Raw genomic sequence first — 17,191 nt, forward strand, 5'->3', positions numbered from 1 at the left:
ACAAATTTCTCTGATTCTGATTCGGTAGTTTTCCTTTCATTATTTCTGCAAGGTTTTCCTCTAATTTACTAATATCCTTGCAATTAAGAACGAATGAATATCAATATTTATTCACATTTACTGTTGATAACTAATGACTTATGATGTTATTAAGGATTAACTAATTACACATACTTTATCAATTAAATAATTGAGACTAAAAAAATCGGGAGGCCGTTACCTCCCTTGAAAACCCAAAAGTATTGGAATACATATATGCATTCCAATGGTAAATTGTTAAATTTTATATTATTAAAATGTGTGAATATCTCCTTGTTTGATTGTAATCAGATCTTTAATTAATTCCATTTCAGAAGGAATTTCTCTAAATCCAACATCTCCAATTTTCAATACATCATTAAAAAGATATTTTGATAATTCTGATTGAGGAATTTGTGCAGGTCTGTTAAAGCATTGGACTTTTTGATTTCTCCTTCTTTTAGATTCTCCAAAGTTCAGACAAGTGTATTTAATGGTATTAGCAGTATGATTTTTATCTCTCATACCTTTTAGGTATTCATCGTATTTGAAATTTAAAGCTTGCCATATCAGGTTCACCATTTGTTCAACAGAATATAGTTTGAGCAAATCTGCCATAATCAGAGCGATTGCTTAATTCTGAAATAAGGCTGATACTATATTTTAATTTGAATCGTATAAAAGTAGTACTTCGTTTTCGGTTGCAATTGATTTTGTTTATGGATAACTTATGTTTTTAAATCGGCGAAATAAAGCTAGCCATGTGATGATAGTACTTAGTTAATAGCATAGTCTCTGGGTAAGGTCTATTGTGTATTGATATGTAAATTCAATGTAGATGAAGACAATTGTTGTTTTAGTTGTATTAATATTTTTTCAGGTTTGCGTGATTACAAATAAATTGTACGCACAAGAAAAAGCAAGTATACTACTTGTTACAAGCAATCGAAAGGTCCCTTCTTCAGGATTTTATGAGTTGTTTGCATTAATAGATGGTATTGATGCAATAGAAATGAAGCAACCACAAGCAAATGAGTTTATTCAAAATGGAGATGTTGATCAGTATGCCTTAATCGTATTTTATGATTTAAATGATTCAATTACAGAACTACAAAAGGATGCTTATTGGGATTTGTTGGAAAAAGGAAAACCCATGTTATTTCTTCATCACACTTTAGTGTCTTATCAGAAATGGCCGAATTTTATAAATATTATAGGAGGGAGGTATAATAGGCAACATCCAATATTAGGTCCTTCTGCATATATTCATGATTATAAACTGAACCTTACTGTGTCAAATAAAAAACATCCTATAACCATGGATTTAGATTGTTTTTCAATAATTGGAGAAGCCTACAATAATTGTGAAATTCTTCCAGAAGTAACTCCTTTGCTAATTTGTGAAGACTCTCATAATATGCCTTATGCTGCATGGATTCATCGGGTAAAAAATGCAGAGGTTGTCTATATTCAAAACGGACATGATGACAAAGTGTTTACTAATTCACATTATAAGAAATTAATTAAGCAGGCTGTTTTGTATCTAATTCTCCGCTCTAAAAAATGATATATCCTCCTTTATAATACTGTTATTTTTGATTTTTGTGAGATCGAATATTAAAGAAATGATATCATAAAATATAACAGTATTTAATCTACTATCTCATGAACAATTTTAAATTTGGCGTTACAAAGGTATTTGGCCTTTTATTAACCACTTCTATTTTGTTTTCGTGTAACAACACAAGCAATTTAAAATCTACAACAGAAGAAGATCAAACCGTAGCAACAGATCTTTTTAAAGAAGGAAATCCAATCATTAAAGATAAATACACTGCAGATCCTGCTGCTTTCGTTTCTAATGACACGGTTTATTTATATGCAGGTCATGATGTTTGTCCTCCCAATAGGAATTTCTATGAAATGAACGATTGGTTGATTTATTCATCAACTGATATGGTAAACTGGGAAGAGCGAGCTTCATTTCCGGTATCAGCTTTTAAATGGGCCAGAGGTGATGCATGGGCAGCTCATGTAATTGAAAAAAATGGTAAGTTTTACTGGTTTGTTACAGTAACGCATGCCACAAAGTCAGGTAAGGCCATTGGTGTAGCTGTTGCTGATCATCCTGTAGGACCATGGAAAGATGCTATAGGTGAGGCTTTAATTACTAATGATATGACTCCGGCTCCATTTCAAATTCCTGATGGTCAAGGTGGACAAAGAGATATGGATTGGGATGATATTGACCCTGCTTTATTTACTGATGATGATGGGCAAACGTATGTTTTTTGGGGGAATACACAATGTCATTATGCCAAGCTAAAGGATAATATGGTTGAATTAGATGGCCCGATTAAAAAGATTGAACTTCCTAATTATACAGAAGCCCCTTGGGTACATAAAAAAGGCGATTGGTACTATTTAAGTTATGCTTATCAATTCCCTGAAAAAACTGCTTATGCTATGAGTAAGAGCATTGATGGACCTTGGGAATTTAAAGGTATTTTAAATGAGTTGGCAGGTAACTGTAATACCAATCATCAGGCAATCATTGAATTTAAAGGTAAAGATTATTTTATCTATCATAATGGAGGAATTCAAACAGACGGAATGAGTTTTAGAAGATCTGTTTGTATTGATTATCTAAAATATAATTCAGATGGATCATTAAAACGAGTAGTGATGACCACAGAAGGTGTTAATCCTGCACAGTAGATCTTTTTTTCATAAATGCAACAAGGGGCTGTTATAGTTAATATAGCAGCCCCTTGTTTTTTATCTTAGAGTAGTTGAAAGTTTAAATAAATATTTACTAATTAGTCTGTAAGTCTTCCTTTAACCTTTAACCCTTTTCCTTTTAATCTTAAATTACTATTTAAGAGCCATAATTCGGCTGATATATTTGCCTAAAATATCAAATTCAATGTTAATGATACTTCCTTCTTCTATTTGATGAAAGTTTGTGAAATCATGAGTATAAGGAATGATAGCTACAGAAAAACGATCATCTTTACTATTGACAACAGTTAAGCTAACTCCATTAACAGTAACAGAACCTTTTTCAACAGTCATATACCCTTGGGCAGCTTTTTCTTTGTTAATGTCATATTGAAAAGTGTAATACCAACTTCCGTCAGCTTCTTTTACTTCAATACATTTTGCTGTTTGATCCACATGTCCCTGAACAATATGCCCATCTAAACGGCCATTCATAATCATACTTCTTTCCAGGTTCACTTTGTCGCCAACTTTTAATACACCCAAATTTGTTTTATCTAGTGTTTCCTGAATAGCTGTTACAGTATATGTTTTATCTGTCTTTTTTACAACAGTTAAACAAACGCCATTGTGAGCAATACTTTGGTCAATTTTTAATTCATCAACAAAAGAACATTCCATTGTAATGTGAAGATTACTTTTGTCTTTTTCAAGGCCTGTAATCACAGCTGCCTCTTCCACTATTCCTGAAAACATATCCAAACTTTTAAATGATTTTCTGTATAAATAATTTGGTAACAAAATTATAATAATTTCCATTGTGCGAAAAACTTTCGACTGCTCGTTTCATGAGAACGCATTTTTTTGTTTCTTTGAACATACAATGTTTAAAGCATTAAGTTATGGGAATAACAGTTAAAACAACCTACCTGGGAGACCTAAGAACCGAAAATATTCATTTGCAGTCGGGAAGTAAAATTATTACTGATGCTCCAACTGATAACAGAGGTAAGGGAGAGGCCTTTTCTCCAACTGACCTATTGGCTACGTCGCTAGGTAACTGTATAATGACTATCATGGGAATTAAGGCGATGGATAATAACATAGACATAGAAGGTACGGAGTTAAATATCACTAAGATAATGGCCAGTGATCCAAGACGGGTTGCTGAAGTAATTATGGAATTTAATTTTCCGGATAAAGGTTATTCTCAGGAAGAAAAACAAATGATAGAGAGTGTTGCCGGTGTAAGTCCGGTTCCGTTAAGTGTTCACGAAAATTTAAAACAGACCATTATTTTTAATTGGTAGTAACGATTTATGGTTTTAGTAACAGGAGGAACGGGGCTGGTTGGAGCGCATCTACTATATCGTCTTTTAAAAGAAGGTAAAGAGGTTAGGGCATTAAAGCGGGAAACATCAGATATTCAAAAAACAAAGTTCGTTTTTGATTTTTATGGGGTTTCAGCAGATTCTTTATTTGAAAAAATTCAGTGGGTTGATGGAGACTTACTGGATTACGAGTCATTGGAAAAAGCTGCACAAGGTGTAGATGTTGTTTATCATACAGGAGCTTTGGTTTCATTTAATCCATCTTTGAAAGATCAGATGCTAAATGTAAATGAAGAAGGCACTGCTAACCTGGTAAATATCTGTATCGAAAATAAAATACGGAAGTTCTGTTATATTAGTTCAATCGCTACTTTGGGAAACTCAAAAAACGGAGAGGTGATTGATGAAATGTCTTATTGGCAGGGAGGTCGTAATCATTCTGCCTATAGTATTAGTAAGTTTCGGGCTGAAATGCAGGTTTGGAGAGCAACTAAAGAAGGACTGGATGCTGTAATTGTGAATCCATCTGTAATTATTGGACCTGGTGACTGGGATTTGGGTAGTGCAAAAATTATAAAAACCATTTATAAAGGACTTAAGTTTTACACTCCTGGTGGAACTGGTTTTGTTGATGTGCGTGATGTGGTTGATGCATTGATTCAATTATGTGATGCAAATATTGTTAATCAGCGTTTCTTGCTTAATGGTGCTAATTTATCGTATCAATCGCTTTTTACAAGTATAGCAACAGCACTTAAAGTGAAAGCTCCAACATTGGTAGCGGGTAAAGTACTAACCGGTATGGCTTGGCGTTTTGAAAAGCTGAAAAATATGATGTTTGGATCTGATCCCTTGATTACTAAAGATTCAGCCAGAACATCATTGAAAACAACATTGTATTCAGGTCAGTTAATAACCGATACGATAGGTTTTAAATATCGACCAATAGAAGATACAGTAAAAGAAACAGCAGATTATTTTTTAAAGACTAACCATTAATTTTAGAAATCCCCCCGGATACAATATATTTCATAACATCTGCTGAGTTTGCATCTAGTTTGGTGATATTCTTACTCGGAATTAAATATAACTCTCCAAGCATACCGTAAGAACTTGGTAAATAAACACCAACCATATCCTTTAATCCTAAATCTTCAAGTGTTGATGAAGTAATAAACCCCAAACGATTTAAAACACCGGATTCATCCATTCTTACAATAACCGGAGTATTAAATTTCTTTTCTCCTCCCACAAATGCCGACATAAGATCTTTAACAGAAGTGTATATCATTTTTATAAGAGGGGCTTTTTTTATTAATTTATCGTAAGCTTCTGAAATAGGGGATGATATCAGTTTTTGACCAATAAAACCAATAAGTGTAATCAATACTAATATAATTACCAGTCCAAGTCCCGGGAAATTATATTGAGCCAGAAATCCTTTATGAAAAAATTCTCTGTCCATAATTAAACCATCAGTCCATATAATAGCAATAGCAATTACGTAAATAGTAACAGCAATAGGAACTACATAAAGTAATCCCTGGAAGAAAAATCGCATTAACTTTTTCATTGTAACAGGCTTTCTTTTTGTTTCTTAGTAAGCTTTGAAACCACAAGATCATAAGAATGATCTATTAAACTTTTAACTATATCTGGTTTTAAGCTTCCATCCATTTCAATTGTATTCCAATGTTTTTTGTTCATATGAAAACCTGGTTTAATGGCCTCATATGACTCTCTTAACTCAATAGCCTTTTCCGGATCGCATTTTAAATTAACATAGAGATCTCCATCCAGGTTGCTTAGGGCAAACATTTTTCCTGATACTTTAAAAACTAAGGTAACATCATCAAAAGGAAACTCTTCTGTTGTTCCTTTTTTACTTAAGCAATATTCTCTTAGTTCTTCAATATTCATCATGTTAATTAAAGGATATTTCTGTTGTCAAAGTTAATATTAATTCAATTCACCGGTGGATAAAAAGCATCTTCAATATGTTCGATTTTCCAATTGTTATGTTCGTTTATAACAGCAATTACATCAAATCTTACCTCTAAATCAATATCATTGGTCATTATATAAGCTTCTGTAGCATCAACCAAAAAACGAATCTTTCTGTTGGTAATGGCTTCTTGCGGATGTTCCCAGTTTTCGTTGCTGCGGGTTTTGATTTCAGCAATAATGAGCATATCATTTTTTAATGCTATTAAATCAATTTCTTTATGATTATAGCTCCAGTTTTGCTCTAGTATCTGATATCCTTTTGATATTAAATACTCTGCGGCTCTTTGTTCTCCTAGTTTTCCCAGTTCGTTATGCTTGGCCATTTTTCTTTTTAAAATACAATTATATTTTTAAATGGACAAAGAACTCATCTATATGGAGATTAAACTTACCTGATCTTCTTCAACATTAAGATTGATATTATCTCCTAAAATAAGAGGGAAGTTTGTTTCTATATGTCCTGAAGGGAAATTAAAAGCTACTGGATAATGGTACTCAGCCACGCTTTTGTAAATAATTTCTTCTACCGTTTCCCCAAAAGGAGTTTCATTATCCTTCATATCGGTAAATTGTCCAACAACCAGCCCTGAAAGATTTTCTAAATATCCACCCAATTTTAAATTATACATTACTCTGTCGAGATGGTAGAGATATTCAGAAAGATCTTCAATAAATAGTATTTTACCTTTGGTATCTAAATCAAATTTAGTTCCTCTTAGAGCGTGTAATAAAGATAAGTTTCCTCCAATCAGTTCTCCGCTTGCTTTTCCAATCCTGTTAAAAGGATAAGGATTGATAATATATTCAGGTGATTCACCTTCAAGAAAAGAGAATAGTATATCAATATCAATCCCGGTATCGGTGTAATTTAAAAAACTCTTACACATGGGGCCATGAATACTTGCAATTCCTTGATTTTGAATTGCAGCATGTAAAGCGGTAATGTCGCTAAAACCAATTACCCATTTGGGATGTGCTTTAAATGATGTAAAATCAAGTTGGTCAATAATTCTAATTACACCATATCCGCCTCTTGTGCATAATATGGCATTTATGTTTTGGTCATCAAGCATAGCCTGAAGATCATTTTTTCTGTTTTCGTCTGTTGATGAGAAGTTATAATAATGTTGATGGAGGTGGTCTGCAAATTTAACTTTGTATCCCATCTTTATTATTCTTTGTGCTGCCTGCTCAATAATGTTTTTGTCCATTCTGCCGGCCGGAGCAACAATACCAATCGTATCTCCTTTTTTTAACGATGGAGGATATATCATGAGTTCACTTTTTTTAATAAAAATCAAAACTACAAAATATTCTCATTTTCCTTATCTTTGCGCCAATAACAGAATTTTATTTTGTAATCCGTGCTTTTGATAGCCGGATTTTGTTTTTGTCATGCGTTAATTAATCGTACCAATGGATAATTTTAAAAGAACACTTGTTACCACCGCACTTCCATATGCAAATGGACCGGTTCATATAGGTCACCTGGCAGGAGTTTATGTACCTGCAGATATTTATGTAAGATATCTTAGAATGAAGGGAGAGGATGTATTGCTTATTGGAGGTTCTGATGAACATGGTGTTCCTATCACTTTAAAAGCTAAAAACGAAGGAGTAACCCCTCAGGATATCGTAGACAGATATCATGGAATTATTAAAAAGTCTTTCCAGGAGTTTGGTATTACCTTTGACATTTATTCCAGAACGACTACAGAAACTCATTATAAAACAGCATCTGAATTTTTTAAAACGCTTTATGATAAAGGTGAGTTTATTGAAAAAGAATCAGATCAATATTACGATGAAGAAGCAAAGCAGTTTTTAGCTGACAGATATATTACAGGAACTTGTCCGCATTGTGGGAACGAAGGGGCTTATGGCGACCAATGTGAAAGTTGCGGAACTTCTTTAAATGCTACTGATTTAATAAATCCGGTTTCGGTTATCTCTGGTAGTGTACCTGTTGTTAGAAAAACCAAACACTGGTATTTGCCTTTGGATAAGCACGAGCCGTTTTTAAAGAAATGGATTTTAGAGGATCATAAAGAATGGAAGGCAAATGTTTACGGACAGTGTAAATCATGGATTGATCAAGGTTTGCAACCTCGTGCAGTAAGTCGTGATTTGGATTGGGGAGTTCCGGTTCCTGTTGATGGAGCGGATGGTAAAGTGCTTTATGTTTGGTTCGATGCTCCGATTGGATATATTTCAGCTACAAAGGAATTAACTCCGGAGTGGGAAAAATACTGGAAAGATAAAGAAACCAAGTTGCTTCACTTTATTGGTAAAGATAATATTGTGTTTCACTGTATTGTATTTCCATCAATGCTAAAAGCTGAAGGATCATTTAATCTACCTGAAAATGTTCCTGCTAACGAATTCTTAAATCTTGAAGGAGATAAAATTTCAACTTCACGAAATTGGGCAGTATGGTTACACGAGTATCTTGAAGATTTTAAAGATCAGCAAGATGTATTGCGTTATGTTTTGGCAGCAAACGCTCCTGAAACAAAAGATAATGACTTTACCTGGAAAGATTTTCAGGCCCGAAATAATAATGAGCTTGTAGCCATTTTAGGAAACTTTGTGAACAGAGCAATTGTTTTAACACATAAGTATTATGATGGTAAAACGCCTGAAATGGGTTCTGTTGTTGAGGATTTTGACAAGCAAAGTCTTGAAGAAATCTCAGTAATCGTTAATAAAGTTCAGTCTAGCCTGGATCAATATCGTTTCCGCGAAGCGATCAAAGAAATGATGAATTTGGCTCGATTAGGTAACAAATATTTGGCAGATACAGAGCCTTGGAAATTGATTAAAACAGATGAGGAAAGAGTAAAGACAATTATGTATGTGTCATTACAAATTACTGCAAATCTATCTGTTTTAATGGAACCATTCTTGCCATTTAGTGCTGTTAAATTACAGAATATGATTAATTTATCTGACGTAAATTGGTCAGATCTGGGAAAAACTGATTTATTGAAAGCTGGTCATGTGATTAATAAGCCTGAATTGTTATTTGCTAAAATTGAGGATGAAACCATTCAAACGCAATTAGATAAATTACAGGCCACAAAAACAGCAAATGAAGCAGCTGCAAAAACAGCTGCGCCAGCTAAAGAGAATATTTCATTTGATGATTTTACGAAGATGGATATTCGGATTGGAACCATTTTGGAAGCTGAAAAAGTAGCAAAAACTAAAAAGCTTTTAAAATTATTGATCGATACAGGTATTGATAAAAGAACTGTTGTTTCGGGTATTGCAGAATATTATAAACCTGAAGATATTATTGGAAAACAAGTAAGTATTTTGGTAAATCTTGCTCCAAGAAATATTAAAGGTATAGAATCTCAGGGAATGATTTTAATGGGAGAGGATGCTAATGGCGAATTGGTATTTGTACAACCATCAAAAGATATAAAAGCTGGCTCAGAAGTAAGATAATTATCGTACAAAACAGGATATAAAAACAAAGGCTGCTAATTTTAGCAGCCTTTGTTGTATATAGAATATTACGTTATTTCAGTATTTTACTTTTTATTGTTTAGTAAATAACCAGGCCGAGCTGTAGCCATTAACTCTACGGTATTTGTCTAGTGCTTCACTTGCCTCGTCTTTATCTGAAAATGCTTCAAGTGATACTCTGAATCGGCCTTTGTTGCTATTTAAAATTTCTGCGGAATTAATACCTCTTTTGTTAAGTTTATTGATGAAGTCTAAAGCCGGTTTTTCGTACTTAAAACTTCCGCCAATAATAAAGTATTTGTTTTCTGGTATTATTTTCGTTTCAGCAGGTTCAGTTAGGGTTGTTTCTTCCTTAACTACGTTTGTAGGCTCTACAACAGGTGTAACTACTTCTGTAATAGAAGGAGTATTTGCAGTGGTAGTTTCAAGTTGAGGAATCATGTCAGAAAATGAACTAAACTGAGATGTTTTTTCTATTTCAGGAGAAATAAACATTAAACCTAAAACCAAAGTAATACTAGCAGCAATCTGACGAACGCTTCTGGATTGTAAGGTCTTTCTTACCAGATGTCTTGATCTGTCGTTCAGTTCTTTTTCTTGTTCAAGAGTATTGAAATGGAAGGTGCTTAAACCAAAACTTTCAGTTGCAAACGAATTTTCTTTCTCTGCAATAAAGTATGGATTACCCTGGTTATCCGCTTTTAAATTACCAATGGTAGCAAATCGAAGTGTTTCACCTTTAACGAGTTGATACTTAAGGATGCTAATGTGTTTTAGTAATAAGTCCTGGACTTCCTCGTAAGGCATTTTTTCGCACTTAGAAATGTAATTAATTAAAAGTCCATCGTTGTGCGATAAGCTTCTATTAAATCCAATTTCTCTACTTGGGGGATTAAAAATCCCGGTTTTCTCATTGAACTGTGCTGAAATATTATTTGCAACAAATCCACCTAGATTTGGAACAATTACACAGTCGTACTGATATAATAGTTCTGATATGTGTTTTTCAAGATTAAGCATAATGCAAAAATAATAAAATTATAGATGAATGTACATACCTCTTTTTAACACCTGTTGATAATATGTTGAAAATAAGATAAAACCGACTAGTACCCACCTGTTTATAATATTTATAAACAGTGTGTTATAAATATATATTCTGTAAAACATGTTTGTAATGACGAGTATTTTATTACTTTTACGTTCATAATTAACAGAAGTTTTAATTTTAAATATATGAGCAAGCAAATATTAGTTACTGGTGGAACTGGTTATATTGGTTCACATACTGTGGTTGAATTACAAAATTCAGGTTTTGATGTTGTAATTGTAGATGACCTTTCAAATTCTCAAATAGAGGTTTTGGATAACATTGAGAAGATTACAGGAATTCGACCTGCATTTGAAAAATTTGATTTGTCTGACAGTGTTTTAACAGATCAATTTTTTAATAAGTATACAAATATTGAAGCAATTATTCATTTTGCTGCATTTAAAGCGGTTGGTGAATCAGTTCAAAAACCATTGGAATATTACAGAAATAATATTAATTCCTTGCTTAATTTATTAACAGGAATGAAGAAGTATGGTGTGAAACATATGGTATTTTCTTCTTCTTGTACGGTTTACGGACAGCCAGATAAATTACCTGTAACAGAAGCTACTCCGAGAAAAGAAGCCGAATCGCCTTATGGAAACACAAAAGCTATTTGTGAGGATATTATGCGCGATTTCTGTAAAACTAATGAAGATTTAAATTGTATTGCTCTTCGTTATTTTAATCCGATTGGAGCTCATGAATCAGGATTGATTGGTGAATTCCCTGTAGGCGTTCCAAACAACCTAGTACCTTTTATTACGCAAACAGCAGCTGGCTTGAGAGAAGAGTTAAGCATTTTTGGAGATGATTATGATACTCCGGATGGAACAGCAATTCGCGATTATATTAATGTTGTTGATTTAGCAAAAGCACATGTTGTTGCAATTAACAGATTAATTGAAGATAAAAAGAAAAGTAATTATGAATTCTTCAATGTGGGTACTGGTGAAGGTTATTCTGTAATGCAGTTGGTGAAAGCTTTTATTGAAGTTACAGGAGTTGATTTAAAATATAAAATCGTTGGAAGACGAGGTGGTGATATTGAAAAGATTTGGGCCGATACAACTTATGGAAATACAGAGTTAGGCTGGAAATCAGAAAAGACACTTGAAGAAACATTGGCTTCTGCATGGAAATGGGAAAAAAATGTAAGAGGATTAAACTAAAATTCTTCAGATAAATATTTAAGAGGTTGTTCTATTGCAGAACAACCTTTTTTTTTATCCTCAATAGTCATATCTTGCAGAGAATTTAAGTCCCATGTAAATATAAAATAAACTAATGAAGAAGATTTTAATTACTGGAGGAGCTGGTTTTATCGGTTCTCATGTTGTACGATTATTTGTAAAGAATTATCCCGAATATCAAATATTTAATTTGGATGCATTAACGTATGCTGGTAATTTAGAAAATTTAAAAGATATAGAGGCTGAACCAAATTATACATTTATTAAAGCTGATATTGTTGATGAAGCCTTGATGAAAGATCTGTTTGAGCAGTATCAGTTCGATGGAGTGATTCATTTGGCTGCTGAATCTCATGTCGACCGTTCTATATCTGATCCACTATCGTTTATTAAAACAAATATTTTAGGGACAGTAAATCTCCTAAATGCAGCCAGAGCCGTTTGGAATGGCAATTTTGAAGGGAAACTGTTCTATCATATTTCTACAGATGAGGTATATGGATCTTTAGGTGAAGAAGGTTTGTTTACGGAAACAACAGCTTATGATCCAAGAAGTCCGTATTCTTCTTCAAAAGCTAGTAGTGATCATTTAGTTAGAGCCTATTATCATACTTATGGAATGCCGGTTGTAGTATCAAATTGTTCCAATAATTATGGACCAAATCAGTTTCCGGAAAAATTAATTCCACTTGCTATCAATAATATTAAAAAAATGAAGTCTATTCCAATATATGGTAAAGGTGAAAATATACGGGATTGGCTTTATGTAATCGATCATGCCAATGCTATAGATATGATTTTTCATAAGGGAACAACTGGTGAAACATATAATATTGGAGGAATCAATGAATGGAAGAACATTGATCTAATTAAAAAGATGTGTGAAGTATTGGATCGAAAATTAGAAAGAGAGCCTGGAACTTCTGCTTCATTAATCACTTTTGTTAAAGATAGAGCAGGGCATGATATGCGATATGCAATCGACTCTTCTAAGTTAATGAAAGAATTGGGATGGAAACCATCATTACAGTTCGAGGAAGGTATTGAAAAAACGATTGAATGGTATCTGGAAAATGAAGAATGGATGAACCGGATTACCGATGGAACATATGAAAAGTATTACGAAAGTCAATACGAGAAAAGATAGTAAATAAAAAGAGGGATGAATAATCCCTCTTTTTTGTTAACTCGACTATGTTTAAACTATCATTGAAAAAGTATGATCAAAAATAATGTTGTTTAAAATTAGCCGAAATGACATTCATTTCGGCTAATAAACTTAAACCCTAACCTAATGTGTGAAAAACGCTTTTGCCTTTCAAATATGAATATTGCAAAGAGCATGCCATAAAATATGAAATCCATTCAATTAACATCAGTTAATAAATAGTGGTGTAATCATTTGAAATATAATTTGTACATCTAATTATAGGTTGAACAAGTAATGCAAGAATAGAATTCTGCGATAATTGCAGAGTATTGGGTTTTTGTATATTTTTAGCACTTCAAAAATGTAAAATCATGATAGACAAGTTTAAATCACTACTTCCTTATATTGGTTCGGTTGTATTGTTTGTGGTATTGAGTTTTGCTTATTTTAGTCCTGTATTGGAGAATAAGGAATTGCCTCAATTAGATCAAAGTCATGCCATTGGTATGGCGCAAGAGCTTAAATCCTATGAAGCAAAAACCGGAGAAAAATCGCAATGGACAAATAGTATGTTTGGAGGAATGCCTGCATACCAAATAAAAGGCGATTCATCCAAAAATATTTATTCATATATCAATAGAATAACACGATTGGGCTTACCATATAAAACTGTAGCCATATTGTTTTTATATCTGTTAGGGTTTTATATCTTTTTATTGAGCTGTAAGGTTGATAAATGGATGAGTTTGATAGGGGCTATTGCCTTTGCCTTTGGGTCCTATAATCTTATTATAATAATAGCAGGTCATATCACCAAGGCCTATACCATTGGTTTAATGGCACCTGTAGTTGCAGGAGTTCTATTCACATATAACAGAAATAAATGGATAGGAGGGTTGTTTACAGCAATAGCACTGGGATTACAGATTGCTTATAATCACGTTCAAATTACATATTACCTGGCTTTGTTGGTCGGCATCATTGTAATATCGAGATTTATTTATGCTTTGATTGAAAAATCGTTGCCAAAGTTTGCAACATCAACAGCTGTGCTTGTTGTAGCTGCTTTTTTAGCCATATTACCTAATATTTCAAATTTGTGGACAACCTATGAATACGGAAAATACAGTATTAGAGGGAAGTCTGATTTGGAAGCAAAAGACGGAGATAAAGCCCACAGTGGTTTGGATAAAGATTATGCCTTGGACTGGAGTTTAGAGCCGATCGGAACATGGACTTTGTTAGTTCCTAATGCCGTAGGAGGAGCTTCAGAGGCTATTGGAAATAATAAGCAGATCCTGGAAAAAGTTGATAGTCAGTTTAGAGAAACTGTTGCAGGACAAAGTCAATACTGGGGAGGAAGAACCTTTACTTCGGGACCAGTGTATGCCGGAGCCATTATTTGTTTCTTGTTTATGCTAGGTGTTTTCTTTTTTAGAGGGCCAGATAAATGGTGGTTAATAGCCGGAACTATTTTTTCATTCTTTTTAGCATGGGGTAAGCATTTTTCAGGTTTTACAGACCTTATGTTTTACCATTTTCCGTTGTACAATAAGTTTAGGACTGTTGAAATGGCTATGGTTATCGCATCTTTCACAATTCCTACATTAGGATTTTTAGGTTTAAGAGAGGTGTATAATAATCCAAACCTGATTAAAGAAAAAAGTTGGAAGTTTCTAGCTGCTTTTGGATTAACAGGTGGAGTTAGTTTGTTGTTTTATTTATTCCCTGCCGTATTCTTTGATTTTATTAGCGATATGGAATTAAGTGCCATATTACAACAGAAGCAGCAATATATTCAGCAAAATGCAGCTCAGGCAGCACAGGTAACAGAGTACTTTAATGGTTTACTTTATAATTTGAAAGTAGCTCGTATGGCCTTGTTAAAGGCTGATGCCTTTAGAAGTTTTGCTTTTATTTTAATTGCTTCAGGATCTTTATGGTTGTATGCAACCAATAAGCTACCTAAAAAATATGTGATTTGGGGCTTAGGTTTGCTGATTATTATCGATTTATGGAGTGTAGATAAGAGATATTTAAATAACGATCATTTTCAAAGTGCAAGAAAAGTTAATAAAACATTCGAGTTAACACCTTCCGATATTGCTATTAATGCTGATAAAAAAGAGGGAGATCGGGTTTTCACCATTTACAGAAATCCTTTTACGGAAGTTAATACCTCTTATCATCACCAATCGATTGGAGGTTTCCATGGGGCTAAATTAAGAAGATATCAGGATATCATTGATTATTACCTGGCTAAAGACTGGCAAACGCTTACATCAACACTTCAAACGCAAGGAGATGACCAAACTATTCAGCAAAAGCTTTCAGAAATGCCTGCTTTAAATATGCTGAATGGTAAGTATATTGTTTATAATCCTAATGTAGAACCTATTGTAAATACAAATACATGGGGTGATGTTTGGTTTGTAAAAGAAACCTATCCGGTTCAATCCCCTGATGCCGCTATTGATGCGATTGGCTATGTTGATTTAAAGGACAAAGCTATCGTAAATGTTTCTGAATTTTCTGCGCTAAATGATTATAAGGTAGATTCAATTCAGGGAAGCATTAAGCTGACTGAATATGAACCTAATCTTTTAAAATATCAATATGAGGCAGCGCAAAGTCAGGTAGCGGTATTTTCGCAAATCTACTATCCTAAAGGATGGAATGCTTATTTAGATGGTAAGCCTGTTGATATTTACAGAGCAAACTATATTTTGCGTGCAGTTAAACTTCCTTCAGGAAATCACGAGTTAGTGTTTAAGTTTGAGCCAAAATCATATCAGATGGGACAACTTTTAGCATTGATTAGTTCCTTAATAGTAATACTGCTTGTAGCTGTTGTTGGATTTAAATTATGGAAAGAAAAGAAATTATAACAAATACTTTTACCAGTTAAGGTAAATTCAGGTTGAGAGAAAAGTGATAAGGAAGTTGATTCAGTCAGCTTCCTTTTTTTATTTAAATTGAATGGCGGTTATTGAAATATCGTCAAATACGGAACCAATCTCAAGTTGTTCGTTGATTAAATTTTTAAGTTGCTGCATGTTCTTTTCAACATCATATTTATTCGAGATGATGTCTTCAATGGCCTGCATTCCAGACTCAACTTCGCCTCCAGTCTCAAGCTCAACCAACCCGTCTGTAAAAGCTAAAAATTTAGCTTCGTGAGGAATCTTGATTTTACCAACTTCCACAGCTGGAATTTCGTCTAGCATACCCAAACCGATACAACCTTTATCAAGATTAACCAATTGTCTTTTTTTAGGGTCAAATAGCATTGGAGGCAGGTGACCAGCATTAATGTAGGATAACTTTCGGGTAATTGTATTGTATTTACCCAAAAACATGGTGATGAACTTTTCGCTGTTGGCACTTTGGTTAACCTTTTGATTGAGCATATGTGCTAACTTCTTAAGGTTAATGCCAGGTGTAAATAATGCACGAAAAACTGCCTGAAAATTTGACATTAGCATTGCTGCAGAGATTCCTTTTCCGGAAACGTCAGCAATACAAAATCCTAACACATTTTTCGATAACTTAATAAAGTCATAATAATCACCTCCAACTTCAAATTGAGGATGGTAAAAGGTGTGTATGCTATATTTGGTGCTAATCGGTAAATGATTATCAGCCGGAACCAATTGCGTTTGAATTCTTGAAGCCAGTTCCATCTCTTTGCGCATGACCTCTTGTTCAAGTAATTCTTCCTGCATTCGTTTGTTTTCAATAAAAACAATGATCAGGTTTGATATAATTTGAATTAACTTGAGATGTTTAATGGTTGGACTAATGCCCTGATGCTCTTCATCAACATCACCAATTAAAACAAAACCAATGGCTTTAAATCTGTGAAAAAGTGGAATTACTGCATCAAATCCTTTAAGTTGTGGAGGATGAGAAATGGTAATGTTTTCAATGTTTTTGTATTGTGTGAGGTCTCTGTCAACATTAATATCTAAAACTTCATTCTTATTCACTCCGGAATTTAACAGGTTCTTCCATTTACCATTAATCTGAGTGAATACCAATACTTTCCCAACTTCTAACTCTTCTCTTAGAAGTATTTCAAACTCCGAAAGCAGGTCGTCAATGCTGTGATCCTCATTTATAGTTTGAGCAATATCCAACAAAATATTTAACCTGTCTTTAAAAAGTCTTAGTCTTTTTTTCTGAAGCTGGGTTACCATTTGCT

At 33.6% G+C, this 17,191-nt stretch carries 16 protein-coding genes; 8 read left to right on the forward strand and 8 right to left on the reverse strand.

The window, feature by feature from the left end; translation table 11 throughout:
• Positions 1 to 291 precede the first annotated feature (291 nt).
• Positions 292 to 636 (reverse strand): hypothetical protein, encoded by a 345-nt coding sequence (locus OM075_RS18230; protein ID WP_301191975.1) that lies wholly within the window; start codon positions 634 to 636, stop codon positions 292 to 294.
• Positions 637 to 856: 220 nt separating this feature from the next.
• On the opposite strand from OM075_RS18230, the gene OM075_RS18235 reads away from it, so the two are divergent.
• The gene (locus tag OM075_RS18235; protein WP_301191976.1) at positions 857 to 1,585 is read left to right on the forward strand and encodes a ThuA domain-containing protein; all 729 of its coding nucleotides are present in this window, start codon (positions 857 to 859) and stop codon (positions 1,583 to 1,585) included.
• 98 nt (positions 1,586 to 1,683) lie between these two features.
• A complete protein-coding gene (locus OM075_RS18240) occupies positions 1,684 to 2,736 on the forward strand; it encodes a glycoside hydrolase family 43 protein (protein ID WP_301191977.1) in 1,053 nt (350 codons plus the stop codon).
• Positions 2,737 to 2,892: 156 nt separating this feature from the next.
• On the opposite strand, the gene OM075_RS18245 is transcribed toward OM075_RS18240, so the two are convergent.
• Positions 2,893 to 3,495: a riboflavin synthase gene (locus OM075_RS18245; protein WP_301191978.1), complete on the reverse strand. Its 603-nt coding sequence runs from the start codon at positions 3,493 to 3,495 to the stop codon at positions 2,893 to 2,895.
• A gap of 146 nt (positions 3,496 to 3,641) precedes the next feature.
• Between OM075_RS18245 and OM075_RS18250 the strand changes: the two genes are divergently transcribed.
• Complete coding sequence (locus OM075_RS18250) at positions 3,642 to 4,049, forward strand: OsmC family protein (RefSeq protein WP_301191979.1); 408 nt, start codon at positions 3,642 to 3,644, stop codon at positions 4,047 to 4,049.
• A gap of 9 nt (positions 4,050 to 4,058) precedes the next feature.
• On the forward strand, positions 4,059 to 5,069 hold the full coding sequence (locus OM075_RS18255; RefSeq protein WP_301191980.1) for an NAD-dependent epimerase/dehydratase family protein: 1,011 nt from the start codon (positions 4,059 to 4,061) through the stop codon (positions 5,067 to 5,069).
• Here OM075_RS18255 and OM075_RS18260 read toward each other — a convergent pair.
• Genes OM075_RS18260 through OM075_RS18275 form a run of 4 tightly spaced genes read right to left on the reverse strand, consistent with a single transcriptional unit; the run spans position 5,059 to position 7,351 of the window.
• Positions 5,059 to 5,643 carry a DUF502 domain-containing protein gene (locus OM075_RS18260; protein WP_301191981.1) on the reverse strand — a complete coding sequence of 195 codons (585 nt, stop codon included), beginning with the start codon at positions 5,641 to 5,643 and terminating at the stop codon, positions 5,059 to 5,061. The two genes, OM075_RS18255 and OM075_RS18260, sit on opposite strands and share 11 nt — an antisense overlap.
• The gene (locus OM075_RS18265; protein WP_301191982.1) at positions 5,640 to 5,993 is read right to left on the reverse strand and encodes an MmcQ/YjbR family DNA-binding protein; all 354 of its coding nucleotides are present in this window, start codon (positions 5,991 to 5,993) and stop codon (positions 5,640 to 5,642) included. The genes OM075_RS18260 and OM075_RS18265 overlap by 4 nt, the downstream gene beginning before the upstream one ends.
• Positions 5,994 to 6,034: 41 nt before the next feature.
• Entirely contained in the window at positions 6,035 to 6,400 is a 366-nt protein-coding gene (locus tag OM075_RS18270; protein ID WP_301191983.1) for a YraN family protein, read from the reverse strand.
• A gap of 48 nt (positions 6,401 to 6,448) precedes the next feature.
• Positions 6,449 to 7,351 carry a S66 peptidase family protein gene (locus OM075_RS18275; protein ID WP_301191984.1) on the reverse strand — a complete coding sequence of 301 codons (903 nt, stop codon included), beginning with the start codon at positions 7,349 to 7,351 and terminating at the stop codon, positions 6,449 to 6,451.
• 142 nt (positions 7,352 to 7,493) lie between these two features.
• Between OM075_RS18275 and metG the strand changes: the two genes are divergently transcribed.
• Positions 7,494 to 9,530 (forward strand): methionine--tRNA ligase, encoded by a 2,037-nt coding sequence (gene metG / locus OM075_RS18280; RefSeq protein ID WP_301191985.1) that lies wholly within the window; start codon positions 7,494 to 7,496, stop codon positions 9,528 to 9,530.
• A gap of 93 nt (positions 9,531 to 9,623) precedes the next feature.
• On the opposite strand, the gene OM075_RS18285 is transcribed toward metG, so the two are convergent.
• On the reverse strand, positions 9,624 to 10,571 hold the full coding sequence (locus OM075_RS18285) for an HU domain-containing protein (protein ID WP_301191986.1): 948 nt from the start codon (positions 10,569 to 10,571) through the stop codon (positions 9,624 to 9,626).
• 216 nt (positions 10,572 to 10,787) lie between these two features.
• Here OM075_RS18285 and galE point away from each other — a divergent pair, with 216 nt between their 5' ends.
• From galE to OM075_RS18300, 3 genes are all read left to right on the forward strand, one after another.
• Positions 10,788 to 11,816 (forward strand): UDP-glucose 4-epimerase GalE, encoded by a 1,029-nt coding sequence (gene galE, locus OM075_RS18290; RefSeq protein WP_301191987.1) that lies wholly within the window; start codon positions 10,788 to 10,790, stop codon positions 11,814 to 11,816.
• A 115-nt stretch (positions 11,817 to 11,931) separates the two neighbouring features.
• The gene (gene rfbB / locus OM075_RS18295; RefSeq protein WP_301191988.1) at positions 11,932 to 12,984 is read left to right on the forward strand and encodes a dTDP-glucose 4,6-dehydratase; all 1,053 of its coding nucleotides are present in this window, start codon (positions 11,932 to 11,934) and stop codon (positions 12,982 to 12,984) included.
• A 374-nt stretch (positions 12,985 to 13,358) separates the two neighbouring features.
• Positions 13,359 to 15,875, forward strand: a complete 2,517-nt coding sequence (locus OM075_RS18300) for a YfhO family protein (protein ID WP_301191989.1) — start codon at positions 13,359 to 13,361, stop codon at positions 15,873 to 15,875.
• A gap of 78 nt (positions 15,876 to 15,953) precedes the next feature.
• Here OM075_RS18300 and OM075_RS18305 read toward each other — a convergent pair whose 3' ends face one another.
• Positions 15,954 to 17,186 carry a GAF domain-containing SpoIIE family protein phosphatase gene (locus OM075_RS18305; protein WP_301191990.1) on the reverse strand — a complete coding sequence of 411 codons (1,233 nt, stop codon included), beginning with the start codon at positions 17,184 to 17,186 and terminating at the stop codon, positions 15,954 to 15,956.
• Positions 17,187 to 17,191: the final 5 nt, after the last annotated feature.

Origin of the sequence: Plebeiibacterium sediminum, from assembly GCF_026013605.1 — a bacterium.
Classification (GTDB): domain Bacteria; phylum Bacteroidota; class Bacteroidia; order Bacteroidales; family Marinilabiliaceae; genus Saccharicrinis; species Saccharicrinis sediminus.